This is a genomic window from Streptomyces sp. NPDC060049, assembly GCF_042736715.1.
GTDB lineage: Bacteria > Actinomycetota > Actinomycetes > Streptomycetales > Streptomycetaceae > Streptomyces.
The window spans coordinates 258,605-282,723 of sequence record NZ_JBHWVV010000002.1 but is presented as its reverse complement, the minus strand read 5'-3'; the positions used below and the strand labels follow the sequence as shown (position 1 = coordinate 282,723).

Here is a 24,119-nt window from a genome sequence, read left to right as displayed (position 1 = left end):
ACGGACGAGACGAAACGGACATGTCTCGAGGCTACCGGACCCGGCCCGCCCGGGGCCGGGCATTTTCGCCCCGAGCGGGTTCCGCCGGTCTTCGAGGCCGCGGAGCGCGGCCGCCGGCACCGCCCGCCACGGCGTTCACCGTGGCGCGGACAGGGCCGCGAGGTAGTCGGACAGGGCCCCCGCCGTGCCGGCGAGGGGGAAGCGGGCGGCGAGGTACCCGTCCGGGCGGACGAGGAAGCCGGTCGGGCCGTCGGGGCGGTAGAGCCGGGCGAACTCCCCCGCGGCGTCGAGGTATCCGGGAACGGCCGGGGAGTCCGCAACGGCCGGGGCACCGGAGGCGGGCGGCGCGGCCTCCCGGGCGAGGACGGCGAGCGTCTGCAGGGCGGGCCCGCCGGTCGGGCCGCCGGCCGCGCCCGTTCCCCCGTCCGCGGCCCGGACCGCCTCGGCCGCCCCGGCCAGGGCCGCGGAGTCGGCCGCGTACAGGAGCACGACGTGCGCCGTACGGCCGCGCAGGACGTCGAGCAGCCGCCACGGGTAGGCGGCGATGGACCGGGTCAGTCCCGCGCAGTCCGGGGCGCGGTCCCCGGGCTGGGGCGCGGCGGGCGGCCCGTACGGGGCGGGCGCGAGCGGACCGCCCCGGTAGCCGACGAGGAGTTGGGCCTCACGGAGCTGGATGGTCAGCGGGTCGTCGGGGTCGGCCTCGATGCCTTGCGCGGCGTGCCTGACCGTCCGGCCGACGACCTCCTCGCCGACCGGGCGGCGCTCGGCGTCGTAGCTGGCCAGCAGGGAGGGACCGGCCTCTCCCCGGACGGCGAGTGCGAGCTTCCAGGCGAGGTTGCAGGCGTCCTGGATGCCGGTGTTCATGCCCTGGGCGCCGGTGGGCGGGTGGATGTGGGCGGCGTCCCCCGCGACGAAGACGCGTCCGTCGCCGTAGCGGTCGACGATGCGGTGGCTGATGCGGAAGACGGACGACCAGCGCATCCGGGACAGGACGGTGGGCGTGGGGGCGAGGCGGTCGGCCACGGCCTGGATGTGGGACAGCTCCGGGACGCGGCCGGCCTTCTCCAGCCCGTGCGCCACGCCGTCGCCGGCGGGGGACTCCGGGCCCGTCGCCCGTGCGGAGAGTTCGGGCGGCACCAGCATCGACATGCGGTAGCGGCCCTTGCCGGGAAGCGGGATGCAGACCAGCAGGTCGTCCGTGGAACCGTCGGCGCCGCGGTGGACGGACCGTACGGTGTAGCCGTGCGGCAGGTCCCAGTCGGCCTCGACGTCGGCCAGCATGTACTCCTCGGGGAAGGCGCCGCCCTCGTAGGAGAGTCCCAGCCCTTTGCGCACGGTGCTGTGCGCACCGTCGCAGCCGACCAGATAGCGGGCGCGCAGCTCTTCCTCGGCTCCGGAGGTGTTGAGCAGCCGCGCGGTGACGCCCTCCTGGTCCTGGGTGAAGGACAGCAGTTCGGTGCCGCGCTCGATGGCCGTCCCCAGGGAGGCGACGTACTCCTCGAGCAGGCGCTCGGTCTCGTACTGCGGCAGCGCGGCGAACCAGTAGGGCACTTCGGGCGGGAGCGTGAGGTCGATGCGGCCCTGCTCCCGGCCGTTGACGTACATCAGCTGGCCGCGCAGCGCGACGGACGCCTCCAGCATGGTGCGGGCCAGCCCCATGCGGTCCCAGATCTCCAGGGTCCGCGGCTGGACACCGACCGCCTTGGCATAGGGAAGTCGGGCCGGCAGCCGCTCGACGAGACGGCAGTTCACGGCCTGCCGGCGCAGCTCGGCGGCCGCACTCAGCCCTACCGGTCCGGCTCCCACGATCAGTACGTCCGTCGTGTGGGCGTGTGCCACGGGTGCCTCCCACCGCTCGGCTCCGACCGGCCCCGTACTCCATGGTCACCCGGCGGCACCCTGAGGGCGACCCGGGCGCCCGGCCCGGAAAGGACCCGGGGCAGAATCAGGGGCGCACCTGCCCGCGGCCCCCGCCGTACCCTCCCGGATCGGAACCACCGCCCAGTGATACCTCGCCGCACGCTCCTGCTTGCCTCCGCCTGCGCGCTCACTGTGGCCGTGGCGGCCGCGGCCGCCGCCGACGTCTACGTCGAGGGCGAGATCGAGCGGCGGGTCTCCGAGGCCGTCGCCTGCCGCCTGGACACCGCCGGGGGAGTCGACGTCGAACTGGAGGGCGCCCTCGCCGGCCTCGGCGCGCTCACCGGCACGGTCGGCACGGTCCGCGTCACCGCCGAGGGCGTGCACCACCAGGGCGCCGACGTCGATTTCGCCGCGACGCTGCGCGGGGTCTCCACCGACGGGCGCACCGAGGGAGGCAGCGCCACGGCGACCGTGGCCTACAAGCAGCTGGCGGCGAGGATGGGCGAAGAGGGCCAGGGCGTGGAACTGGGCAGCGACGGAAGCCGCCTCACCGTCACCGGGGGAGCGGGCGGCCTGCCCGTCACGGTGGTCGCGGACCTGTCCACCACCGCGAACACCGTCACCATCACCCCCGCGACGGTCAGCCTGTTGGGACGCCAGGTGCCGGTGGGGGCCCTGTCCTCGTTCCCCGGCGCCGCCCGCGTCGCCGACAAGCTGGAGCCGCGGACGGTAGAGATCCCGGATCTGCCCGAGGGCGCCCGCCTGACCGGTGCCCGCGCGGGCGCCGCAGGCCTCGTACTCGACTTCGCGCTCTCACCCGGCGCCACGGCGCCCCGCGCGGGCGCCGGGTGCACCACCGCCTGACGGGGCCGGGCAGCGGGCGGGGCGCCGCCGCGCCGCGGGCCGGTCAGGAGACGGCGTACCACTGGCTGCCCCAGCCGGTGTTGATCGTGCTCGTGGACTGCTCGGCGAGGTTCAGCGTCGCAGGCAGGGAGCTCTGGCCGGTCAGGACCGTGCTGTAGCGCAGGCTCGGGGGAGCCAGGCCCGCGTTCACGGAGATCCCGGCGCCCGTGGCCTTGAGGGTCAGGGCGTTGGTGGCCCAGCTGCCGTTGAGGAGGAGGGCGACGAAGTACGTCCCGGGCTCGGCGGTGAACGGCTTGGCGAGGGGCAGCGGCTTGGCCACGGCCTCGGTCATCAGCAGCGGGGAGACGTCGGCGGTGGAGGCGAGCAGGGTGCCGCTCGCGTCGTACACGCCGAGGTAGCAGTGGGAGAGCTGGGCGTTCGCGTCGATCCCGGCCAGGCCCAGCCAGATGTTGGACCACGTGATCCGCTCGCGCAGGACGAGCCGTACCAGGGTCACGCGTCCGCCGACCCCGGCGGCCGTCTGGGCGGTGACGTGCCCCGCGTCGTTGGGGTCGCCGGTCCAGGCCAGCAGGTTCTGGTCCTGGGGCCGGGGGCCCTCGTACACCGGTCCGCCGCCGGGCGCGGCCGTGGCGGGGCCCGCTGCGGCGGACGCGGCGGCGCTGCCGGCCCTCGCGTTCGGGCTCCCGGTGGAGCCGGCGCAGCCGGCCAGGACGAGCACCCCCGCGAGCGCGGCGGCAAGGCTGGCGGCGGCGGTGGTACAGGTGCGCATGGTCCCCCCATGTGGTGCTGGCGAAGAGACATGGTCACACGGGCGCCGTCCGCGCCCGGGACCGGATGCCGGCTCGGATCGCCGCCGATGAGCGGCTCGTAGCCGGGCAGCGGCTCGAGGGCACCCTGTTTTGCATAAACATGTGTTCAGGTGCATACTCTTCCCATGTCTAAGGTTCTCACCTCTCTGCCCGTCGGCGAGCACGTCGGCATCGCCTTCTCCGGCGGCCTCGACACCTCCGTCGCGGTCGCGTGGATGCGCGACAAGGGTGCCGTCCCCTGCACCTACACCGCCGACATCGGCCAGTACGACGAGCCCGACATCGCCTCGGTGCCCGGCCGTGCGAAGGCCTACGGCGCCGAGATCGCCCGCCTGGTCGACTGCCGCGCGGCGCTCGTCGAGGAAGGCCTGGCCGCGCTCGCCTGCGGGGCGTTCCACATCCGCTCGGGCGGCCGTGCCTACTTCAACACCACGCCGCTCGGCCGCGCCGTCACCGGCACGCTCCTGGTGCGCGCGATGCTCGAGGACGGCGTGCAGATCTGGGGCGACGGATCGACCTTCAAGGGCAACGACATCGAGCGGTTCTACCGCTACGGCCTCCTGGCCAACCCCCACCTGCGCATCTACAAGCCGTGGCTCGACGCCGACTTCGTCACCGAGCTCGGCGGCCGCAAGGAGATGTCGGAGTGGCTGGTCGCCCATGACCTGCCGTACCGCGACAGCACGGAGAAGGCGTACTCGACCGACGCGAACATCTGGGGCGCCACCCACGAGGCCAAGACGCTGGAGCACCTGGACACCGGCGTCGAGACCGTGGAGCCGATCATGGGCGTCCGGTTCTGGGACCCCTCGGTCGAGATCGCGACCGAGGACGTGACCATCGGCTTCGCACAGGGCCGCCCGGTCACGGTCAACGGCAAGGAGTTCGCCTCCGCCGTCGACCTGGTGATGGAGGCCAACGCGATCGGCGGCCGCCACGGCATGGGCATGTCGGACCAGATCGAGAACCGGATCATCGAGGCCAAGAGCCGCGGCATCTACGAGGCGCCCGGCATGGCGCTGCTGCACGCCGCGTACGAACGCCTCGTCAACGCGATCCACAACGAGGACACCCTCGCCCAGTACCACAACGAGGGACGGCGCCTCGGCCGGCTGATGTACGAGGGCCGCTGGCTGGACCCGCAGGCGCTGATGGTCCGCGAGTCCCTCCAGCGCTGGGTCGGCTCGGCGGTCACCGGTGAGGTGACCCTGCGGCTGCGGCGCGGCGAGGACTACTCGATCCTCAACACCACGGGCCCCGCGTTCAGCTACCACCCGGACAAGCTGTCGATGGAGCGCACCGAGGACTCGGCCTTCGGGCCGGTCGACCGGATCGGCCAGCTCACCATGCGCAACCTCGACATCGCCGACTCGCGCGCCAGGCTCGAGCAGTACGCCGGCCTCGGCATCGTCGGCACCGCCCACCCCGAGCTGGTCGGCGTCGCCCAGGCGCCCGGGACCGGCCTGATCGGCGCCATGCCCGAGGGCGGCGCCGAGGCCATCGCCTCCCGCGGCGAGGTCTCCGGCGACGACGAGCTGCTGGACCGCGCCGCGATGGAGTTCGGCACCGACTGATGACCGGTCGGGCCCGACCGTTCGGCCCGACGGGCCGGTGCACCCGCTCACGGTGCGCCGGCCCGTTTTCAGTGGCGGGAAAACGTTCAGTAATGTGCCCGCCATGACAAAGATCAAAAATATGATGACGGCTGCCACCGCCCTCATACTCGGCTCGGTCGTGTGCGCCGCCGCGCCTGGCGCAGCGGCCGCCGTGACCCAGCCGGCCGCCGGGGCCGTACCGCTCGTGACCACGGGCGCGCTCTTCAACGACCCGAGCGACCCTGCCAAGCAGGACGTGATCTTCGGGCACCTCTCGCGCCTCATCGACGGCGCCGTGCCCGGATCCTCCATCAAGATCTCTTCGTACGTCTTCGGGTCCGACTGGCTCGTGGGACGGCTCAACGCGGCGCACCTGCGCGGGGTCGACGTCCAGGTGCTGCTCGACAGCGAGAGCCTCAAGCACTACGCGGGCGGCCCGTCCTACACGAAGCTCGCCGAAGGCCTCGCGGTCAAGACCCAGACTTCCGGGAACTCGTGGGTGCGCGTCTGCGGTGACCGGCAGGCCTGCCTGGCCAAGGACCCGAACCCGGCCGACACCGCCTACAGCAACAACCACAACAAGTTCTACCTCTTCTCCCGCACCACGGGCAGTGCCTCCGGCACCGTCCCGGTGGACAACGTCGTCGTTCAGACGTCGATGAACCAGACCCCGTGGGACCGGCAGAAGGCGTGGAACGACGCCCTGACGGTGGCGGGCAACACGGAGCTGTTCGACGCCTACTCCGGCTACTTCGGCCGGCTGACCGCCGCCCAGGCCGATCCGGCCCTGCAGGTCTCCGACCTGTCGACGGAGTACCAGGCGGGCAAGGCCAAGGCCTACTTCTTCCCCCGGTCCGCCTCGGACCCGATCCTCAACATCCTGAACACGGTGGACAATCCGGTCGAGGGCAGCGCCGCCTGCTACGGCAACACCGACGGCTTCGGCACGGCCGACGGCCGGACCGTGATCCGGATCGCCATGCACCAGATCACCCGCGTCGAGGTGGCGAAGAAGCTGTGGGAGCTCGACGAAGCGGGCTGCTACGTCGACATCGTCTACCGCCAGCTCGACAACACCGGCACCGCGATCGCCGACCAACTGGCCAAGCCCACCAAGTTCGGCGGCATCTCCCTGCACCAGCTGAACGACGACGCGCAGGGCGGCACCTCCACCCACTCCAAGTACCTTCTGATCGAGGGCGCTTACAAGGGCCTGAAGAACCAGAAGATCGTCTTCACGGGCAGTCACCCCTATACGAACATGGGGCTGACGAGCAATGACGAGGCGCTGCTGAAGTACGAGGACGCCGACGTGCACGACGCCTACCGGGAGAACTTCCGCACGCAGCGCACGGCCGCGGACCAGTAGTCAGGACGCCCGCGGCTCACCGCGCCGCGGGCGAGGACCCTCCCGCGACGGCGATCCGGGGTGCGCCGCCGCCGTCCGCGGGGACGGTCCAGATGTCGCTGGGCCGTCCCTCCGCGCCCGGCAGCGCGTACGCGACCGTGCCGTCGTCCAGCCAGGCGGCCTGGTCGTCCACGCTCCGGGTCTCCGCGAGCGGGGTCTCGGTCATGGTCCGCAGGTCCAGCACGTACAGCCGCCAGGGTGCGGACGGATCGTCGGACACCTTCTTCTTGAAGGCGATCCGGGTGTCGTCGGGCGAGAGGGAGGGGCACTCGACGTTCTGCCGCAGCGTCTTGGCCGACCAGTCCTTCATGTTCCCCTCGACGAGGTAGGTGCGCCCCTTGGTGGACACGGTCGCGTAGAAGCGGTCGTCGTCGCGGGCGAAGCTCACCCCCCAGTAGTTGACGTCGGGCGCGTGGTAGCGCTCGCCGTCGATGGTCAGGGGGATCTCCTCCAGGGACTTGACGAGGTAGCCGGTGCGCAGGTCGAGGACGGCGGTCCGGGTCGAGAACGCCGTCGTGGCGTAGGAGTCGCCGGTGGCGAACACCGTCCAGGCCAGCATCTGCCCGGAGGCGGACACGCGGGCCCGGGTCGGAACGCCCGGCACGGTGACCCGGCGCACCTCGCGCAGCTGCCGGTCGAGGACGATCGCGTACGTCTTCGGCAGCACCCCGGGCTCGGCCCGCAGGCACAGGGCGCTCTCCCCGGCGGTGTGGAACCGGTCGCAGGCGGGGCCGCCGGTGGTCGCGGCGCCCGCGGCGTCCGGCGGCAGCGGCCGGTGCGCGACCCGTCCCGTGGCGGAGTCCCGGAAGTACAGGGCGGGTCCGTCCAGGGTGAAGGAGGCTTCGGCGGACGCGCCGGCGGCCGCCCGGCCGTCCTGGCGGGAGCCCGCGTGCAGGGCGTACGCGACGGATCCGCCCGTCAGGGCCACCAGCGCGGCCGCCACGACGGCCGTACGGGCCCGCCGGCCGAGCGGGAGCCTCGCTCCGGGGAGCCTCGTGGTCATCCGGTCCGCCTCTCGGGGGTGGGGGTGGCCGGCGTCGCCCCGGGGGCGGGGGTGCCGGACGGGTCGCGGGGGAGCAGGGCCCGGCCGCCGGCCAGCGCGGCGACCAGCACGGCCATGGCCGCCCACAGTGCGTGCTGCGGCCCCCACACCGTCCACGCGGCGCCGAAGCCCGCCGCGGCGAGCATCCGCGCGACCGCCTGGCCGGTCTGGAGCAGGGCGAGACCGCCCGCCCTGCCCTCGGCGGGCAGCGCCGGTCCGGCGAGGGCCATCAGTACTCCGTCGGTGCAGGCGTAGAAGACGCCGAGCAGCGCGAGGACGGGCACGAGGACGAGCAGGGCCGGGCCGCCTGCGGGGACGAGCAGGACGGCGTAGGCCCCGAGCAGCGCGAGGTGTCCGTACAGGAACGGCCGGCGCCGGCCGATCCGGTCCGCGAGCCGGCCCGCCGGAACGGCGAGCAGCAGGTAGCCCGCCGCCGCGCCGAGCGGCAGCAGGGGGAACCAGCTGGGGGAGAGCCCGAGGCGGCGCTGGAGCAGGAGGTAGACGAAGGCGTCGCCGATGGTGGCGGCGCCGAGCAGGGCGGCGGCCGCGAGGATCCGCCGGAAGGCGGGATCGCGCAGGGCCGCGAAGGTCGCCGGCGCCTTGCCGGTGCGCGGGGCCGGAGCCGCAGTCGGCACCGGGTGGCGGCCGGGAACGTAGAGGACCAGGAGCAGTACGCCGAGCAGCCCGACGCAGAAGCTGACGAAGAACACCGCGTCGTACGCGCCGGCGGTCGCCCACAGCAGGGCGAAGGCGGCGAGCGGACCGAGCAGGGCTCCGGCGGTGTCCATCGCCCGGTGCACGCCGAAGGACCGGCCGAGCGCGTCGGGGTGGGAGCTCAAGGTGATCAGGGCGTCGCGGGGGGCCGTACGGATGCCCTTGCCGACCCGGTCGGCGGCCAGCGCCGCCGTGATCCCGGCGGCGCCGGCGCCCGCGAGCAGCAGGCCGAGACGGGAGCACGCCGACAGGGCGTAGCCGATCCCCGCGACCCGCTTGTAGCGGTGGCCGCGGTCGGCGAAGTGCCCGCCGAGCAGCCGGACGACCGCGGCGCCGCCGCCCAGCAGGCCGTCCAGGAATCCGAACTGGAGGGGTGAGAGACCGAGTCCGAGGACGAGGTAGAGCGGCAGCACCGCCGTGACCATCTCCGAGGAGATGTCGGTGACGAGGCTGACCGTGCCGAGTGCCAGGACGGTGCCGGGAACGCGCCGGCCCTCCCCGACGGTGCGGGGCGGGACCGGCGTGTCCCGGCGGCCTGTGGTCGCCAGGTACATCAGTGGCAGGTGTACTTCGGGCTGGTGTCCTTGACGCTGCCGTCGGTACCGACGTAGGTCCAGCTGTAGCCCGAGTCGGTGAAGTCCATCTTCAGGACCCCGTACTGGCCGGTGATCCGCTTCTGGCTGTTGGGCTGGACGTTCTCGATGTCGTAGGGCTCGGCGCCGCCCATGCCCCCGACGATCTCGGTGATCCCGTCGGCGACGGCCTTGCCGCTCGGGTCCTGCGGGGCGAACCGCTCGTAGTGGTGGTCGTGCCCGTTCAGCACGAGGTCGGCCTTGGCGCCGTACAGGATGTTCCAGACCGGCTTGCTGACCGGGTCGTTTCCGTGGCCGCCCGAGGAGTACAGCGGGTGGTGCCAGTAGGCGGCGACGCAGGACTTGGCGTTGGCGGCGAGGTCCGCCTTGAGCCAGTCGATCTGTGCCTTCTGGTCGAAGGAGTTGGAGTCCAGGGCGATGAAGTGCCAGTTGCCCTCGTCGAAGCTGTAGTAGCTCTTGCCCTGGGGGTAGGCGATGGCTCCGAAGTAGGCCTTGTAGCCGGCGAGGGGTCCCGCGGGGTCATAGGTCTCGTGGTTGCCCGGCACCGGCCGCGTCTTGTCCTTGAAGGCCCCCCACGTCTTGTCGTAGTAGTTGCGGAAGTCGGAGATCCGGGCGTCGTCGTACTGGTTGTCGCCCATGGTCAGGTAGAACTTCGGGTTGATCTTCTGGGCCTGCGCGGCGGTCTTGGGGTGCGCGCAGGAGCTGTCGGACGCGGTGCACTGGGCGGCGATGTCACCGGCGGCCACCACGGTGAAGGCGCCGGTCTGCGGGGGCTCCCCGCCGCCGAAGGTGCCGTACACCTCGACCTCGTACAGGGAGTAGCCGTAGGAGGTGCCCCGGGCGGTCCCGTACACGCGCAGGTAGCGGCCCTTGCCGGACAGGGCGGTCCAGTCGTCGGTGCCGCCGTTCCCGGCCGTCTCGTTGGCGAGGCGGGTCCAGGTGGTGCCGTCGGCGGATATCTCGACGCGGTAGGTCTTGGCGTACGCGGCCTCCCAGGCGAGCCGCACACGGGTCACGGTCGCGGAGGCGCCGAGGTCGACGCGTACCCACTGAGGATCCTTGCCCTCGGCGCTCGCCCAGCGGCTGGCCGGATCGCCGTCGAAGGCCTTCTGCGGGCCGAGGGCCGACGACTCGCTCGAGGACGCGGTGGCGGTCTTGCCGCGCGAGATCAGGGGGTCGGCGGCGGCGCCGGCCCGTTCGGGGTAGGCGAGCAACAGCCCGCCGACGAGGAGGAGCACGGCGGCGATGACCACGCCCACCGTGCGGCGTGATGCGGTGACATGGGGCGTACTTGGGGTGCTCAGGCGCATTCCTGACTCCCTGGCCTTGTGGGTGGCGAGAGCTGGCACGGGTACGTGACCCGCGCCTCCGACCCGCCCGCGGGCAGGGGAGGACGGTGTCACAGCGGCCGGGTCAGAGCTCTCGCTGAGCGCGTCATGCCCAGGAGTTCGGGCACCGCGCCAAGCCGCCGAAGCGGGATGCTAGCAAACAGGAAAGTTTCCTACTAGTCATCTGGTGCGCGCTGCCGGGGAGTTGGGAACGGTCCGGCGGACCTGTGGAGCCGCGGGGCCGCCCTGCTCCGGTGGCGCCGCCCCGCGCGGGTCAGCCCCCGCCGTCGAGGTCCCAGGCCTCGATGTCCCGGTAGTGGATCCGCCCGGGGCCGCGGCCGATGTTGCTGCCCACCAAGTGCAGCCGTTCCGTCCGCCACGGACTCCCGGCGAACGCGGCGAGCCCGGCGGCGGCCTCGACGGCGGAGGAGGGGTCGTTGCGGCGGGCGCGGGCCAGCGTCAGGTGGGGGCGCAGGGGCCGGTCCTCGAAGGGGATGCCGCACTCCTTCACCACGGAGCGCACGTCCGTGGCGAGCAGGTGCAGTCCTTCGAGGTCCCCGTCGATCCCGCTCCACAGCACCCGCTCCCCGAAGTGCCCGCCGCCGCGCAGCGCCAGTCGTACGGGCCCGCGCGCCGCCGCGAGGTCGGCGAGCGGCGGGCGCAGCAGGGGAACGGCCGCGGCCGGGAGCTCACCGAGGAAGGCCAGGGTGACGTGCCAGTCCTCGATGCGGTTCCACCGCATGTGCGGGTACGCGTCGTAGGCGGGGCGGAGTGCTCGCGCCAGTTCGTCCTTCGCGTCGTCGGGCGGGGCGAGGGCGATGAAGACGCGAACGGTCGCGGGCCGGATCATTTCGTTCACGAGTGACTTCGTACAGTGCGCGGGGCGATCCCGTCACATCGGCCCCCCGGGGCCGGCCCCGGGGCGCACCAGAGGCCCCGACCCCGAGCGGCTCGCGGTCGGCGACTTCGAGGACGTCCGGGCCGCCGCCCGACGACAGGTCGAGGCCGGCATCGCCTGAAGCCGCCCTCAGCCCGCGTGGTCGCGGATGACCTCTCGGGCCAGGACGGCACGGGCGGCCGCGAGTTCGCCCGACACCGCCGCCGCGCGCGAGGCGTCGTACGGCACCTGCTGGGGGAAGGGTCCGGCCGCCGCGGCGCAGCGGCGGCGCAGGTGGGTCGGCGGGTGCGTGGCGTCGACGGTGTGCCCCCGCCGCGCCGCGACCCGCCGCAGGCGCTCGTACTCGTGCTCCGGCACGGCGGCGAAGTGCCCGGCCAGCCGCTCCCACAGCCCGTCCTCGCCCTGGTCGCGGGCCGAGTGCCCGCCCGGCCCGTTAGCCATCCGCGCCACCACCGACTCGCGGCGCAGCTGGTTCCCGACGGCCCCGCAGACCAAGAGCCGGTCCATCAGCGCCGCCGCCGCCTCGGTGGACCCGGCCCGGGCCGCACTCACGTCGGCCAGGTACTCCCCGCGCTGCGAGTCGCGCAAGGTCAAGTGGTCCAAGAGCGTCAGCAGCCCCAAGACCGCCCACCGGGGCAGGAGCATCAACGCGCTCGTGATCCGTTCCCACAGATCGGGTTGTGGCACGGGCGTCAGGATGTGGAACCACGTGTCCAGGGCGGCCAGCGCGTCGGCCAGGACGGTGCCGCGCCGGGTGTCCCCGTTGGCGAAGTGCCCCAGCTCGTGACCCAGCAGGGCCACCCGCTCCCGGGGCGAGAGGATCTCCCACAGTCCGAGGCCGAGGAAGAGCACCCGGCGCGCCCGCAGACCGTAGTTCGTGACCGCGGCGTTGGCGTCGGCTCTGACCACCACGGCGTACACCCCGTGGGTCCCCACGGCCCGCCCGACCCCGTCGATCAGCTCGAAGAGCTCCGGCGCGTCCGACCGGTACAGCACGGGCTCGTCCTTCGGGAGCCGGCTGCGCCGCGGCCGCGCCAACCATGCCAGAACCAGCAACAGCGCGCCGATCGCCGGCTGGATGCCGGCGTTCCAGCCCAGCAGGACCAGCAGGACGCCCCCCACCGCGAGGAGCACGGTCACGCCGTGCACGAGCAGGGCGATCCCGAACGCCAGCAGCGTCGTCGCGTCGCGCCTCACTGGCTCGACCGTGCCGCCGGACCGCTCCATCTCGGCGGCGAGCTGTTCGCCGTGTTTCCGGGCGAGCCGCCGCCGGGCGGCGGCGATCCGGCCGGGTTCGGGATCCGGAGCACCCGGATCCACGTTCCAGTCGCAGGCCGCGCACCAGTCGACGTGCCGCTCGTCCACCGGAACGCCCGCCCCGCACTCCGGGCACGACCGAACGACACGCTGCGCCAGGTCACCGCTGGTTTCCACGAACCCGTCCCCCCGCGCGGACCACCATGATCCACGGTCCCGGCAGCATAGAGGGCGCACTCGCGGAGCTGCGCGCCGCGGTGCCCCGGCCCCCGCGGCGGTGGGGTCCACCCGTGCGGGGGCCGGGGTCGGGCCGGGGCCCGGGGCTGGGTCAGGCGGTGGGGAAGTCGTCGGCGGTGCGGATGCGGTCGCGGATCCAGACACCGGCCGGCTTGAGCGAAGTGGTGCCGGTCCACGGGCCGTTGCGGTCGCAGGTGCCCGTCTTGAAGACCGCTCCGGTGCGGTTGTCGTCGGAGAAGTTCCAGTTGGTCCAGCTGATCTTCTTGGCCGCCATCAGGTCGAGGTACTTCTGCGACATCGTGAAGTCGTTGCCGCCCTCACCGGCGTAGTTCTGCGTGCCGAACTCGGTGACGAACACCGGGATGCGGTCGGCGGCGCGGGAGAGGGTGTCCAGGTACTCCTCGCGGTGTGAGGAGGCGTAGAAGTGGAACGTGTACATGATGTTGGACGCGTTCACCTGGTTGCCGACGACCTCGTTCTCGTCCGCGCCCTCGGAGACGCCGAGGGAGGACCAGGCCCGGGTGCCGACGATGACCGGGGCGTCGGAGTCGATGTTCCGGATGACCGGGATGATCTGCTCCGCATAGCTCTTGATCTTGGACCAGCTCACGCCGCTGGGCTCGTTGGCGATCTCGTAGAAGATGTTGTCCTTGCCCTTGTGGCGGTTGGCGATCGCGGTGAAGAACGTCTTGGCCTTGGCCAGGTTGTACTGCGGGTCGCCCGGATCGAGCATGTGCCAGTCGACGATCACGTACATGCCGCGCGCCGTCGCCTGCTCTATGAGCGAGTGGGCGAGGTCGGTGAACTTCTGTGGGTCGGTCTCGTAGCCGTCCTCCTGGACGTACGTCGAGACGCGCAGGACGTCCGCGTTCCAGTCCTTGGCGAGGGCGTCGAGCGAACCACCGGTGAGGCACTGCGCGTACCACTGGGTGCCGTGCGTGCTCATGCCGCGCAACTGCACCGGCTTTCCGTACTTGTTGCACAGCTTGGTGCCGCAGACCGAGAGCCGGCCGTTGGCGGCGACCGGGGTGGTGCCGGGTACGGGCGGCGTGGATCCGGTGTCGACGGCGAGGTGGTCGACGTTGGGGCCGCCGTTGGCGGTGGTGGCGGTGGCCCGGACGGTGTTCGCGCCGGCCTTGAGGGTGGCGGTCAGCCCCGTCGTGGCCCAAGTCGTCCAGGCGCCCGTTGCGTTGAACGCCTTGTTCGGCGCGACGGGCGTTCCGTTGACGGTGATGGTCATGGGCCGGTTGGCAGTGGTGCCGTTGGCATAGCGCAGGCTGACCACCGCGTCGCCGGCCTGAGCGGCGTTGACCGTCCACTCGACGTAACTGCCCGTGACGTTGTCGTAGTTGACGAAGCCGCTGCCGGTGTAGCCGGCGTGGTTGGACTCGGCCGCGCCCCGGGAGACCACGGCGTTCTCCGCCTCCTGGACGACAGGGGCCGCCGAGGCCGTACCGGGCGTGGTGGTGAGGCCGACGAGGAGCGCGGTGACGAGGGTTCCGGCGGCGCCGAGGGAGCGCAGTCGCATGCGTGGGGGCTTCAAGGTGTCTCCGTCCTGGTGACGATCGACTGTTCGTAAGGAAACTTTCCTAACGACATGGAAGGGAATAGCAGCGTCCGGCCCGGCCGCACAAGGGATTGCGCAAGGAGTCCAAGAAGGTGGACGCCGGACCGGGGCCCGGAGACGGCCGCGGACCAGCCGGATCCGTCCGGCGGGCCGCACCGCTCTGCCGGCCCGCCGACGCCCGCGTCACCGCACTGCCGGGGAGCGCCCCACATGCCCCGGACACCTGCCGCGGCCCGCCCCGCACCCGTTGATGACCGGCGCCGCGGGAGGCGTCGGGGCCTTCGAAAGAGAGCCGACCCGGCTCCGGACACCGGCCGCGCCTGGCGCGCCTGAAGCCACGCCTGCGGCAGCGTCCCGCTGGGAGGCGCCGACCCCATCGGCAGAAGGATCGCGGCCCGGCCGGACAGCTTCTCGCGCACGCCGCCCTCACCCGGACCGCTGCGCACGACAGGCCGGGTCAGCCGCCGTGTCCCGTCGCAGGGACATTGCTCTCCCCGGACACCGGCGGCGAAAGCGCCCCGTTCACCTCCTCCTGGAGGCGGCGGCGACCGCCGTGGCGCCGGCCGGCGCCGGCGCCCGGTGGCGCCGTACGTGCCAGGTGCGCAGGGCGGTGTACAAGGCGGCAGTGGCCACGCCGGCGGCGGACCAGGCGACGAGGACCACGGCGATCGTGCTGAGGAGGGCCATGAGAACTCCTCCGGGGTGAGGCGACGGGGGCGGGCGGCACGGGCCGCCGCCCGGAGAACGGAAGCCAGGACGCTCCGGTTGCGGTCGGCGCGCCCTCGAAGCGGAGTGAACTCGCCGCCCTGCCTGTCGCGTTCCCCCTCGCGGCGCTCCTCACACGCGCAGCGGGGCACCGTTCGGCCGCGACGCGGGCCCCGCAGGCCGCCCCGGCCCCCGGGGTGTCAGCGCGGGAGCTCGACCGACAGGACCGGGGAAAGCGCCCGGAGGAAGTCCGCCGCGTCGAACATCGCGCCGGCCGACGCCACGCCCGTGGTCCGCGTCCGTCCCGCCAGGATCCGCTGGACCGCCTCGACCACCAGCGGTGCGGTGATCGCGTAGATGTCCTGGCCCCGGGCGCTCGCGCGCCGCTCCACGCCTCCCGCGCGGATCAGGACGTCCACGACGAAGACCTGGTCCGACCGGCCCAGTCCGTCGACCGGTTCCGGCTCCGGCGTGTCCTTGCCTGCGAGGTCGCGTGCGGCTTCGACGGCCATGTAGGTGCGGACCTCGGGCACCGTGAAGTGGCTGGGGACGGTGACGACGTCCGCCATGGTGAACTCCGCGATCACCGCTCGCCGGCCCAGCGGCTCCGGGAAGAGCCAGTCCTGCTCCCGCGCCGTGTCGTCGTGGTATTGCAGCGCGCCGCCCGTGAACCGCACCCGACGGCCCGCCCGACGCTCGTGCGACACCTCACCGGCCGTCCGGGTGCCCGGTGTGGGATGCCAGCTGGTCAAACCGTAGGCGACGTGCACCTCGTCCGCGGCGGTCCGCTCTCCCATGGCCGCGGTCACCAACAGGTCGCCCAGGCCACCGAAGAAGGCCATGGCCGGCACCACGGGCGTGCCCGACGTCCGGGCCGCCTCCGCGTGGTCGGCGAAGGTCGCGACGTTCGCCTCGATCTCCGCCGCGACGTCGAGGTACGGGATCCCCGCGCGCAGGGCCGCCTCGACGAGGGGGCCACCCGTCACCGCGAACGGTCCGGCGCAGTTGATGACGGCCGCCGCGCCGGCGAGGGCCCGGTCCAGCGAGCCCGCGTCGTCCACGGTGGCCGGCCGCACGACCACCCCCGGCCACTCGGCCGCCAGCACTTCCAACTGGGCCGCGTTGCGGCCGGAGACGACGGTGGCCACGCCGCGCCCGCGGAGTTCGGCGACGATGAAGCGACCGGTGTGCCCTGTCGCCCCGTAAACCACCACTGCGGCCGTCGTGTTCATCACTTTTCCCCGTTCTCGATCCCTTGACGAGTCCAGTCTCGCCGCGTGCGCACCCCGATCGTGATGGTCCGCAACGACATCACCCGTACACTTTCGGACATGCCAACTGTCGCCCTGCCGACCGTCGGACACCAGCTGCACTTCGAGCTGGCGGTGGCCTGCGAGATCTTCGGCAACCCGCCGCCCGAAGCCGCGGACGGCTGGTACGACGTGCAGCTCTGCGGGGTCGGCCCGGTGAAGGTCGGCCCCTTCACGGTCGAGCCCGACCACGGACTGGAGCAATTGGCCGCCGCCGACACCGTGATCGTGCCCGCGTGTGCCGACATCGACGATCCGCTGCCTGCGGAGCTGATCGACGCCGTGCGCGCCGCCCACGAGGCGGGCGCCCGCGTCGCCTCCTTGTGCACCGGGGCGTTCGTGCTCGGCGCAGCGGGCCTGCTGGACGGCCGGCGGGCCACCACCCACTGGGCCCATGCCGCCGAACTGAGCGCACGCCATCCGCTGGCGGAGGTCGACCCGGACGTGCTGTACACGGACAACGGGAGCGTGCTCACGGCCGCGGGCAAGGCCGCCGCCGTCGATCTCTGCCTCCACCTGATCCATCTCGACCACGGAGCGGCCATCGCCAACTCGGTGGCCCGGCGCCTCGTCATGCCGCCCCACCGGCCGGGCGGTCAGGCGCAGTTCGTGGCCACGCCGGTGCAGACCGGGGGAGAACACGTACTGGCCCACCTGCTGGCCTGGGTGCAGCAGCGGCTGGACCAGCCGCTGACCGTGACCGACATGGCCCGCCGGGCGAACACGAGCCCGCGCCACCTCGGGCGGCAGTTCCGGTCGGTGCTCGGGCAGACTCCGCTCCAGTGGCTCCTGGTCCAGCGGGTGCGCCGGGCACAGGAACTGCTGGAGGTTACCGACGAGAGCATCGAAGCGGTCGCCCGCGCCACGGGCATGGGGACCGCCACGACGCTCCGCCGGCAGTTCAAGCGGACCGTCGGGGTCCCACCGGACACCTACCGGCGCTCCTTCCGCGGCGCCGGGCCCGCCTGACGGGCGCGGGCGCGGCCGCGGCCCGGCCCGACGTTCGGGCCGGGCCGCGCGCAGGACGATCCGTCACACCTGGCCGGGCGCGGTTCCCGGTGCGGTCTCGGGCGTGAGCCCCGGGCCCGGCGCCGCGGCGGGCGCGGGGGCGTACGTGGGGGTGATGGAGGCGATCAGGGCCGGCGCGAGGTTCTCCTTGCGCATCCGCTGGTCCACGTAGAGCAGGGCGATGACCAACTGGGGGAAGCCGTACTGGAACAGCGCGCTGATCATGCCGCCGACCAGGAGGCTGACCGCGTACACGACGAATCCGAGGATGATCGCGCCGACGTCCGGGCTGCCTTCGTTCGCATTCGCCAGGTTCGGGAAGAGCGCGACCATCCCGACGAAGCCGAACGGCATCTGGATGACGTAACCCACCGCCATCGCCACGATGTACCCGAGCATCGTGACGCCGAACACGCGCCACCAGCCGTCCTTGACCAGCTGGGAGGAGCGCCGCAGCGCCGCGACGGGTCCGAGCCCCTCGCACACCGCGGCGGCCGGCGCGAGGCTGAACCGTGTCATGAGCCACACCGACAGGGGCACGCAGACCAGCATGCCCGGGAACAGCAGGAACATGGCGGCCGGAGGCCCGGAGCCGTCCAGGGACATGATGATCAGCGGGAAGCAGACGGCGTAGAGCAGGATCACCGGCCCGCCCGCGATCAGCCCGGCGAGCAGTACGGTGCCGAGCACCGACGGGAGCCGGGACCAACTGCGGCGCCACATGGCGCCGAAGGTCGTGGGGCGGCCGAGCACGGCCTCCTGGATCACGGCAGGGCACAGGGCGCTGATCACCGCCGCGCTCACCGTCATGGTGATGAGCAGGAGCACGCCGGCCGGTACGAAGGCCAGGAACAGCGCCGCCACGTCCGAGCCGGCGGGGCCTTCCCCCGGCGGGACGTCGAAGACGGCGGTGAACCGGCTCCGCGCCGCCGCGACGCAGATGCCGATCGCGGTGACCACGAGCAGGAGTCCGACTCCCTGCACCGTGAGCATGATGCCGGCCAGGGGCTTCCAGTAGCGGCGGAAGGCCGCGAACGCGCCGTTGACTATCTCGCCCGTTCCGAGCGGCTGCAGGGGTATGACGCCCGGCTGCGGCGCGGCCGGCGGCATCCAGCCTCCCCACTGCGGCATGGGCTGTCCCGGGTGCTGTCCCCACCCCGTGTTGTGCGACATCGCTGTACTCCCCCTCTGATGAAGGGACACGGTAACCCGCGGGGACCCGGCCGACGGAACGGCCGCCACGTGCGGAAACGCGAAGGCGCCCCGCATCGGTGTGATGGGGGCGCCTCGGTGGCGTGGGGTCAGGAAGCCACGATGTTCTCGGCCTGCGGGCCCTTCTGGCCCTGGGTGACGTCGAAGGTCACCTTCTGGCCTTCCTGGAGCTCGCGGAAGCCGGTGGCGGCGATGTTGCTGTAGTGCGCGAAGACGTCGGGGCCGCCGCCGTCCTGCTCGATGAAGCCGAAGCCCTTTTCGGCGTTGAACCACTTCACGATGCCAGTCGCCATCGCTGTCTCCTTCTCGGGTGCGCCCGTGCTCACCCAAGGGTGTGCGTCGTGCGTTGTCGATATGTCGTGGTGGCCGGCGGCCACCTGCGGACCACTGGGCCGGGGTGGTGGCGTGGTCCGCCAGACCGGCCCCGAGCAGCCCGCATGACGGAAGGTACGAGGCCGGACACCCCCTGCGATACATGTATATCAGCCAGCCACGGGTTGGGATGGCTGAAAGGTGATCCTGAAGGGTTCGCTCCGCAGGCCGGGGGCCGTTGGGCCGGCGTGCGCGGTGTGCCTCGCCCAACGGGCGACTGCGGACCCTCGTGGAGGCGGAAGGCGCGATGTTCTGGCCAATTTTGCGGGCCTGGTGGTGGGTTCTGACGCCGACTGCGCGCACCGACGGGGCGAGGTGCCCGTATTTCGCCTGCTCAGGAGGGTGGATGGCACGCATGTTCCCCATTCGAAACTACAGAGCGTTCCACGCCATGATCATCGGATGATTCTTTTCTTCGGCCCCCATGAGTGATCAGCCTCCGTTCCCGACATGGTGAGTGCAAGGAGCCCAACGGGCGTCCCGCGCAGGGCATCCGACTGCGCTGCCCACACCGAAGAGGAACGACCACATGAGTGCATCCCGGAGGCCCGCATGAGTGACGACGACGTCCTCGGTGGCCTCTCGCTCCACGGTGAGGACCACGGCCCCGCCGCAGGGCAGGTGGACATGCCCCTGGACTTCGAGGCCTTCTACCTCGTGAACCAGGAGTTCTTCCACCTCTACGCCGAGATCCACCTCGGCGGCCGGGCCGTGGCAGAGGAGACCGTCCACCAGACGTTCCTGCAGATCCTGGGCAACTGGGACCGTCTCCTCGAGGAAGGAGACCTCGAACAGCAGACGCTGGCGGCACTGACCCGCCACGTCCGCGGCCAACTGCTCCGGGACGAGCGGCGCCCCGCCTTCTTCGACGGGCCGATAGCCGACAAGCTCCGGACGATCCGCGGCGAACTGGAGCTCAGCGACAGCCCCGCGGGGCTCTACGAAGCGATGCTCGAACTCTCCGGGAAACAGTTCAACGTCATCGTGCTGCGCCACATGCTCGGATACACCACCACGCGCATCGCGCGCGTCATGGGACTCGACCCCCGCACCGTCGACTACCACGGCCGCAAGGCCAAGGAGCGGCTGCGCAACCTGCTCGGCCTGCCCGCGACCCAGCCGGCCACCACCGGCCGGAAGGAAGAAGCACAGTGACCAGCCCCATCGACGAACTCCTCGACGGCGCCCGGCTCCCGACCCCCGCCCACTCCCGCTTCGACGTCGGCGCCGCCCTGCGCCGGCTCGCCCGGGACGCCGCCAAGTCCCAGGCACCCGCTCAAGACATCGAGCGCGCCGCCGAAGCCGCGCAGAGCCTGGTCGTCGTCTCCCGCTGGCTGCTGAACCAGCCCAACGCCGCTCACCACGTGCACCGGCTGGCCAGCAGCGCCAAGGACCTCGACATCGAGGGCGCCGCCGTCTTCGCCTGCCTGCTCCACCTCACCGGGCACCCCGAGAGCGCCCAGTTCTGGTGGCAGCTCGCCGCCGGGGCCGGACACCGCGCGGCCGCGTACTGCCTGCACCTGCACCACCGCGCACTCGGCGAGACCCGGGAGGCCGAGCACTGGCGCCGCCAGGTCATGCAGGCTCCGGTCGCGCCCCGGGACCTGTCGGACACGTTCCTCGACGGCATCTGCACCTTCGCCCGGTACGTCGGCGCCAACGGATCCGAAGCCACCGGCCCCACCGGGATCCTGGAGATGGAGGTCGACCGCCTCGCCGAGGACGGCGAGGACGCCTGCATCATCGTCCCGCGCCCCGACCGGCGACTCGCCGACCACCTGCTCGACTTCGCCCGGCGCTGACCCGCCCGCGACGACAGAGGAGCCCCGGCTCCGGCCCCCGGTTCCTACGCCTCCGGGCCGAAAAGGGCTCCTCCTGTGACGACCCTCTGTGAAGAAGGCATCCACCGTGAACGATAGCCGCGCACACCGCGTGGGGCGCAAGGCCCGCGCCGCCCTGGTCCAGCTCCGCCGACTGCCCGCCTGGGTACGGCGCCGTCGCCGCGTCGCCGCCGCGCACCTGTTCCGCGGCGTCTGCTACGGCAGCGGCACCGCCCTCGTCGGCACCCTCACCCTCTGGCTCCAGAACCGCACGTGACCTCGTACGGCCACCGCCCGACGGGCCCGCACTCCTCTGACCGGTGTGCGGGCCCGTCGCGTACACGGGCCGCCCCTATACGTCCTCCCAGGCCATCGAGCTCATCCGCCAGCCGGCGGGCGTCCGCACGAACTGTGTGGTCTTGCGCCCGGAGCCCTCGAACCACGCGCCGTCGAGGAATCCGGACTTGCCGTACTCGCTGTACCGGTGCGCGATCGTCCCGAAGACCTCGGTCCGCTCGGAGACTTCCCATTCGGAGAACTCCGTCAGCGTCCCGTCCGTGAGGATCTTCTCCCGGGGCTCGACGAAGGAGTCGAGGTCGTAGACCACCGGCTCGCCCCCGGCGTTGCCGATGATCGTTCCGCGCGCAATGAACACCTCGCGCACGGCGCCGAGATCGGGCAGGCGGCCGCCGGTGTTGGTGAACGCGCCGAGGAACGTGCCCATCAGCCGGTCGATTTCGGCCTTGTCCCCGGACGGCGCCGAGCCCGCCGCTGCCGGCGCAGGTCCCCCCTCGGAGGAAGGCGGCCACTCCTCGGAGAGGACCGACCAGATCTCGCTGTCGTGCCGAACGCCCCGGTACGAGGAGCGCTGCCGCAGCACTCCGTCGCGGGTCATGCCGAGCCGGCGCGCGGCGTTGACGCTGCGGGTGTTGCCCGACGCGACCCACCACTCGACCCGGCTCATCCCGCGGTCCTCGAAAGCCCAGGTGATCAACGCCCGGCAGGCACGGGTCACCAGCCCGCGGCCCTCACCCGCAGGCTCCAGCCAGCAGCCGATCTCGCAGACGCCGGCGGTGGCGTCGAATTGCGTGAACATGACGCCGCCGACCAGCGTGCCCTCCCGCCAGATCCCGTAGATCCGGGCGGCGTCCTGGGCCCGCCGGTCGGCGTACCGCTGGAGGACGGCGGTGGCGGAGGCGAGGTCGGTACTGAACGTCGCCCACGGTATCCAGGGGTCCACGGAGGGCCGGGCGCGATCGATGTGGGCAAGGAACTCCTGCGCGTGCCAGGGCTCCAGCGGGCGGAGCACGGTTTCGTCACCGATCGGCAGTGCGAACACGGGTACCTCGATCCTCGGTCCGTAACAAGCGTTCGGTATGTAAGATAGCAGCATGCCACCCGCACCCGGAGACCGTGAAGCCCGCCGCGAGGACGTGTCCCAGGCGGTGTGGCACGTACTCGCCGACAAGGGTTTCGGCGGCCTGACCCTGCGCGCCGTCGCCTCTGCCATGAACGTCTCGACCGGGATGCTCATGCACTACTTCCCGACCAAGCGGGCCCTGATCGCGCACGCCCTGGACCTGCTGGAGAAACGCACCGCGCAACGCCCCCGCCGTGAACGACCCACCGGGGGCCTGGCCGCCGTAAGGGCCGTGGTGCTCGACATCCTGCCGCTGACCCCGGACGACACCGCCCGCAACCGCATCTGGGTCAGCTCCTGGGACCTGGCCCTCGCCGACGCCGGGCTGGCGGTCGACCAGGCCGACCGCTACACCCGGCTGCGCGCGACGATCAGGCCGCACTTCGAAGCCGCCCGCGCCCAGGGCGAGCTGCTCGCCACCGCCGACCCGGAGCAACTCGCCGCCACGACCGTCGCCTTCACCCACGGACTCGTCGTCCAGGCCCTCTTCGACCCCGGCCGCTTCCCCGGGGACGTCCAGATCGCCATGGTCGACACGTTTCTCGCGTCGCTGACCCCGGCCCGCCCCGACGCCGGCGCCGGCAGGCCGGCCCCCGCGCCGTAGGGGCGGACCGTCCCCCGGCCCCCCGGGCGCGGCCCGGTCCCTCCCCCGTCGCTACGCCTCACCGGGGACGCGCAGTTCGCCCGTCCGGGCCACGCCCGCGTACCAGCGCGCGCTCGACTTGGGCGTGCGCTCCAGCGTCTCGTAGTCGACGTGGATCGCGCCGAACCGCTTCGCGTACCCGTACGCCCACTCGAAGTTGTCGAGCAGCGACCAGAGGAAGTAGCCGCGCACGTCCACCCCCGCGTCGATCGCCCGGTGCACCGCGTCGAGGTGCGCGTGGACGTATGCGGCGCGTTCCGGGTCGTGGACCGTGCCGTCCGGTCCGATCTCGTCCTCGTACGCCGCACCGTTCTCGCTGATGACGAGCGGCAGACCGGGATACCGGGCGGCGGTGCGGGTCAGCAGGTCGTACAGGGCGCCGGGGTCGACCGGCCAGCCCATCGCCGTGCGCTCGCCCGGCGCCCGGTGGAAGGCGACGTCGTCCGCGCCCGGCCAGGGGGAGTGCTCGCTGTTGCCGTGTCCGTCGTCCTGTGGCTTCTGTGCCCCCGCCGCCACGTGCGAGACGACCGTCGGGGTGTAGTAGTTGACGGCGAGCAGGTCCAGGGGCTGGTGGATCGTGGCGGTGTCGCCGTCACGGACGAAGGACCAGTCGGTCAGGTGCGCGGTGTCCGCGAACAGGTCCTCGGGATAGGCGCCCTCCAGCATCGGCCCCAGCCAGACCCGGTTGCCCACGGCGTCGATGCGCCGGGCCGCCTCCAGGTCCTCGGGCGAGGAGGTCAGCGGGCGGACCTCGTGGAGGTTGAGGGAAACGGCGATCTGACCGTCTCCGGGCAGCGCGGCCCGCAGCGCCTGCACGGCGAGGCCGTGGCCGACGTTGAGGTGGTGGGCCGCGCGCAGGGCGGCGACCGGGCTGGTGCGGCCCGGGGCGTGGACCCCGGATCCGTAGCCGAGGAACGCGCTGCACCAGGGCTCGTTGAGCGTGATCCAGCGCTTCACGCGGTCGCCGAGGGCGTCCGCGACGAGGCCCGTGTACTCGGCGAACCGCTCGGCGGTCGGGCGCTCGGGCCAGCCGCCCGCGTCCTCCAACTCCTGGGGCAGGTCCCAGTGGTAGAGGGTGAGGGCGGGCTCGATGCCGGCGGCGAGGAGCTCGTCGACGAGCCGGCGGTAGAAGTCCAGGCCCCGCTGGACGGCCGGGCCCCGGCCGGTCGGCTGGACCCGGGACCAGGAGACGGAGAACCGGTAGGCGCCCAGCCCGAGCTCGGACATCAGGCGGACGTCGTCGCGGAACCGGTGGTAATGGTCCACGGCCACGTCACCGGTGTGGCCTTCGAAGACCTTGCCCGGGGTGTGCGAGAACGTGTCCCAGATGGAGGGCGTCCGGCCGTCCTCACGGGCGGCGCCCTCGATCTGGTACGCGGCGGTGGCCGTGCCCCACAGGAAGTCGGAGGGAAAAGAGCGGACGGCGGCGAGCGGCCGGGTATCGGACGCGGTCATAG

At 72.5% G+C, this 24,119-nt stretch carries 22 protein-coding genes; 8 read left to right on the top strand and 14 right to left on the bottom strand.

Features of this window, described 5'->3' with window-relative positions; all coding sequences use genetic code 11:
* Window positions 1–135: 135 nt before the first annotated feature.
* The gene (locus tag ACFWBY_RS04060; protein WP_385341703.1) at window positions 136–1,839 is read right to left on the bottom strand and encodes an FAD-dependent monooxygenase; all 1,704 of its coding nucleotides are present in this window, start codon (window positions 1,837–1,839) and stop codon (window positions 136–138) included.
* A 219-nt stretch (window positions 1,840–2,058) separates the two neighbouring features.
* On the opposite strand from ACFWBY_RS04060, the gene ACFWBY_RS04055 reads away from it, so the two are divergent.
* Window positions 2,059–2,724, top strand: coding sequence for a DUF2993 domain-containing protein (locus ACFWBY_RS04055; protein ID WP_385341700.1), 666 nt, complete (start codon window positions 2,059–2,061; stop codon window positions 2,722–2,724).
* Window positions 2,725–2,767: 43 nt separating this feature from the next.
* Here the strand turns inward: ACFWBY_RS04055 and ACFWBY_RS04050 are convergent, their stop codons facing one another.
* Window positions 2,768–3,493, bottom strand: coding sequence for a hypothetical protein (locus ACFWBY_RS04050; RefSeq protein WP_385341698.1), 726 nt, complete (start codon window positions 3,491–3,493; stop codon window positions 2,768–2,770).
* 165 nt (window positions 3,494–3,658) lie between these two features.
* Here ACFWBY_RS04050 and argG point away from each other — a divergent pair, with 165 nt between their 5' ends.
* Together argG and ACFWBY_RS04040 are read left to right on the top strand one after the other, a co-directional pair.
* On the top strand, window positions 3,659–5,107 hold the full coding sequence (gene argG / locus ACFWBY_RS04045; protein ID WP_385341696.1) for an argininosuccinate synthase: 1,449 nt from the start codon (window positions 3,659–3,661) through the stop codon (window positions 5,105–5,107).
* A gap of 103 nt (window positions 5,108–5,210) precedes the next feature.
* Window positions 5,211–6,497, top strand: coding sequence for a phospholipase D-like domain-containing protein (locus tag ACFWBY_RS04040; RefSeq protein ID WP_385341693.1), 1,287 nt, complete (start codon window positions 5,211–5,213; stop codon window positions 6,495–6,497).
* Window positions 6,498–6,513: 16 nt separating this feature from the next.
* On the opposite strand, the gene ACFWBY_RS04035 is transcribed toward ACFWBY_RS04040, so the two are convergent.
* The 8 genes from ACFWBY_RS04035 to ACFWBY_RS04000 form a co-directional block, all read right to left on the bottom strand.
* The gene (locus ACFWBY_RS04035) at window positions 6,514–7,539 is read right to left on the bottom strand and encodes a hypothetical protein (protein ID WP_385341690.1); all 1,026 of its coding nucleotides are present in this window, start codon (window positions 7,537–7,539) and stop codon (window positions 6,514–6,516) included.
* Window positions 7,536–8,846, bottom strand: coding sequence for an MFS transporter (locus ACFWBY_RS04030; RefSeq protein WP_385341687.1), 1,311 nt, complete (start codon window positions 8,844–8,846; stop codon window positions 7,536–7,538). Before ACFWBY_RS04030 ends, ACFWBY_RS04035 begins: the two co-directional genes overlap by 4 nt.
* Entirely contained in the window at window positions 8,846–10,195 is a 1,350-nt protein-coding gene (locus ACFWBY_RS04025; RefSeq protein WP_385341685.1) for a discoidin domain-containing protein, read from the bottom strand. Before ACFWBY_RS04025 ends, ACFWBY_RS04030 begins: the two co-directional genes overlap by 1 nt.
* Window positions 10,196–10,487: 292 nt before the next feature.
* The gene (thpR, locus tag ACFWBY_RS04020; RefSeq protein WP_385341746.1) at window positions 10,488–11,063 is read right to left on the bottom strand and encodes an RNA 2',3'-cyclic phosphodiesterase; all 576 of its coding nucleotides are present in this window, start codon (window positions 11,061–11,063) and stop codon (window positions 10,488–10,490) included.
* A gap of 177 nt (window positions 11,064–11,240) precedes the next feature.
* Window positions 11,241–12,476 carry a M48 family metallopeptidase gene (locus ACFWBY_RS04015; RefSeq protein ID WP_385341682.1) on the bottom strand — a complete coding sequence of 412 codons (1,236 nt, stop codon included), beginning with the start codon at window positions 12,474–12,476 and terminating at the stop codon, window positions 11,241–11,243.
* A 220-nt stretch (window positions 12,477–12,696) separates the two neighbouring features.
* The gene (locus tag ACFWBY_RS04010; protein WP_385341745.1) at window positions 12,697–14,133 is read right to left on the bottom strand and encodes a cellulase family glycosylhydrolase; all 1,437 of its coding nucleotides are present in this window, start codon (window positions 14,131–14,133) and stop codon (window positions 12,697–12,699) included.
* Window positions 14,134–14,694: 561 nt separating this feature from the next.
* Window positions 14,695–14,859 carry a hypothetical protein gene (locus ACFWBY_RS04005; protein WP_385341681.1) on the bottom strand — a complete coding sequence of 55 codons (165 nt, stop codon included), beginning with the start codon at window positions 14,857–14,859 and terminating at the stop codon, window positions 14,695–14,697.
* Between the two features lie 218 nt (window positions 14,860–15,077).
* The gene (locus ACFWBY_RS04000; protein ID WP_385341678.1) at window positions 15,078–16,109 is read right to left on the bottom strand and encodes a saccharopine dehydrogenase NADP-binding domain-containing protein; all 1,032 of its coding nucleotides are present in this window, start codon (window positions 16,107–16,109) and stop codon (window positions 15,078–15,080) included.
* Between the two features lie 99 nt (window positions 16,110–16,208).
* Here ACFWBY_RS04000 and ACFWBY_RS03995 point away from each other — a divergent pair, with 99 nt between their 5' ends.
* On the top strand, window positions 16,209–17,156 hold the full coding sequence (locus ACFWBY_RS03995; protein WP_385341675.1) for a helix-turn-helix domain-containing protein: 948 nt from the start codon (window positions 16,209–16,211) through the stop codon (window positions 17,154–17,156).
* A gap of 63 nt (window positions 17,157–17,219) precedes the next feature.
* Here ACFWBY_RS03995 and ACFWBY_RS03990 read toward each other — a convergent pair whose 3' ends face one another.
* Together ACFWBY_RS03990 and ACFWBY_RS03985 are read right to left on the bottom strand one after the other, a co-directional pair.
* On the bottom strand, window positions 17,220–18,368 hold the full coding sequence (locus ACFWBY_RS03990; RefSeq protein WP_385342223.1) for a hypothetical protein: 1,149 nt from the start codon (window positions 18,366–18,368) through the stop codon (window positions 17,220–17,222).
* Between the two features lie 128 nt (window positions 18,369–18,496).
* Window positions 18,497–18,700: a cold-shock protein gene (locus tag ACFWBY_RS03985; RefSeq protein ID WP_112451544.1), complete on the bottom strand. Its 204-nt coding sequence runs from the start codon at window positions 18,698–18,700 to the stop codon at window positions 18,497–18,499.
* Window positions 18,701–19,331: 631 nt separating this feature from the next.
* On the opposite strand from ACFWBY_RS03985, the gene ACFWBY_RS03980 reads away from it, so the two are divergent.
* The 3 genes from ACFWBY_RS03980 to ACFWBY_RS03970 all read left to right on the top strand — a co-directional run bounded on the left by ACFWBY_RS03980 (window position 19,332) and on the right by ACFWBY_RS03970 (window position 20,876).
* Window positions 19,332–19,934, top strand: coding sequence for a sigma-70 family RNA polymerase sigma factor (locus tag ACFWBY_RS03980; RefSeq protein WP_385342225.1), 603 nt, complete (start codon window positions 19,332–19,334; stop codon window positions 19,932–19,934).
* Window positions 19,931–20,581: a hypothetical protein gene (locus ACFWBY_RS03975; protein WP_385342227.1), complete on the top strand. Its 651-nt coding sequence runs from the start codon at window positions 19,931–19,933 to the stop codon at window positions 20,579–20,581. The genes ACFWBY_RS03980 and ACFWBY_RS03975 overlap by 4 nt, the downstream gene beginning before the upstream one ends.
* Before the next feature lie 106 nt (window positions 20,582–20,687).
* Entirely contained in the window at window positions 20,688–20,876 is a 189-nt protein-coding gene (locus tag ACFWBY_RS03970) for a hypothetical protein (protein ID WP_385342229.1), read from the top strand.
* A gap of 75 nt (window positions 20,877–20,951) precedes the next feature.
* On the opposite strand, the gene ACFWBY_RS03965 is transcribed toward ACFWBY_RS03970, so the two are convergent.
* Window positions 20,952–21,938 (bottom strand): GNAT family N-acetyltransferase, encoded by a 987-nt coding sequence (locus ACFWBY_RS03965; protein ID WP_385342230.1) that lies wholly within the window; start codon window positions 21,936–21,938, stop codon window positions 20,952–20,954.
* A 52-nt stretch (window positions 21,939–21,990) separates the two neighbouring features.
* Here ACFWBY_RS03965 and ACFWBY_RS03960 point away from each other — a divergent pair, with 52 nt between their 5' ends.
* Window positions 21,991–22,623, top strand: coding sequence for a TetR/AcrR family transcriptional regulator (locus ACFWBY_RS03960; protein ID WP_385342231.1), 633 nt, complete (start codon window positions 21,991–21,993; stop codon window positions 22,621–22,623).
* A 51-nt stretch (window positions 22,624–22,674) separates the two neighbouring features.
* Here the strand turns inward: ACFWBY_RS03960 and ACFWBY_RS03955 are convergent, their stop codons facing one another.
* Window positions 22,675–24,117 carry a GH1 family beta-glucosidase gene (locus tag ACFWBY_RS03955; RefSeq protein ID WP_385342232.1) on the bottom strand — a complete coding sequence of 481 codons (1,443 nt, stop codon included), beginning with the start codon at window positions 24,115–24,117 and terminating at the stop codon, window positions 22,675–22,677.
* Window positions 24,118–24,119 lie beyond the last annotated feature (2 nt).

What these genes read in the sequence shown, in the direction of transcription:
- ACFWBY_RS04010 (WP_385341745.1), bottom strand. Translation starts at nt 14,133, where the DNA reads ATGCGACTGCGCTCCCTCGGCGCCGCCGGAACCCTCGTCACCGCGCTC.
- ACFWBY_RS04005 (WP_385341681.1), bottom strand. Translation starts at nt 14,859, where the DNA reads ATGGCCCTCCTCAGCACGATCGCCGTGGTCCTCGTCGCCTGGTCCGCC.
- ACFWBY_RS04035 (WP_385341690.1), bottom strand. Translation starts at nt 7,539, where the DNA reads ATGACCACGAGGCTCCCCGGAGCGAGGCTCCCGCTCGGCCGGCGGGCC.
- ACFWBY_RS04050 (WP_385341698.1), bottom strand. Translation starts at nt 3,493, where the DNA reads ATGCGCACCTGTACCACCGCCGCCGCCAGCCTTGCCGCCGCGCTCGCG.
- argG (WP_385341696.1), top strand. Translation starts at nt 3,659, where the DNA reads ATGTCTAAGGTTCTCACCTCTCTGCCCGTCGGCGAGCACGTCGGCATC.
- ACFWBY_RS04030 (WP_385341687.1), bottom strand. Translation starts at nt 8,846, where the DNA reads ATGTACCTGGCGACCACAGGCCGCCGGGACACGCCGGTCCCGCCCCGC.
- ACFWBY_RS03995 (WP_385341675.1), top strand. Translation starts at nt 16,209, where the DNA reads ATGCCAACTGTCGCCCTGCCGACCGTCGGACACCAGCTGCACTTCGAG.
- ACFWBY_RS04000 (WP_385341678.1), bottom strand. Translation starts at nt 16,109, where the DNA reads ATGAACACGACGGCCGCAGTGGTGGTTTACGGGGCGACAGGGCACACC.
- ACFWBY_RS03960 (WP_385342231.1), top strand. Translation starts at nt 21,991, where the DNA reads ATGCCACCCGCACCCGGAGACCGTGAAGCCCGCCGCGAGGACGTGTCC.
- ACFWBY_RS03990 (WP_385342223.1), bottom strand. Translation starts at nt 18,368, where the DNA reads ATGTCGCACAACACGGGGTGGGGACAGCACCCGGGACAGCCCATGCCG.
- thpR (WP_385341746.1), bottom strand. Translation starts at nt 11,063, where the DNA reads ATGATCCGGCCCGCGACCGTTCGCGTCTTCATCGCCCTCGCCCCGCCC.
- ACFWBY_RS04025 (WP_385341685.1), bottom strand. Translation starts at nt 10,195, where the DNA reads ATGCGCCTGAGCACCCCAAGTACGCCCCATGTCACCGCATCACGCCGC.
- ACFWBY_RS04040 (WP_385341693.1), top strand. Translation starts at nt 5,211, where the DNA reads ATGACAAAGATCAAAAATATGATGACGGCTGCCACCGCCCTCATACTC.
- ACFWBY_RS03955 (WP_385342232.1), bottom strand. Translation starts at nt 24,117, where the DNA reads ATGACCGCGTCCGATACCCGGCCGCTCGCCGCCGTCCGCTCTTTTCCC.
- ACFWBY_RS03980 (WP_385342225.1), top strand. Translation starts at nt 19,332, where the DNA reads ATGAGTGACGACGACGTCCTCGGTGGCCTCTCGCTCCACGGTGAGGAC.
- ACFWBY_RS03985 (WP_112451544.1), bottom strand. Translation starts at nt 18,700, where the DNA reads ATGGCGACTGGCATCGTGAAGTGGTTCAACGCCGAAAAGGGCTTCGGC.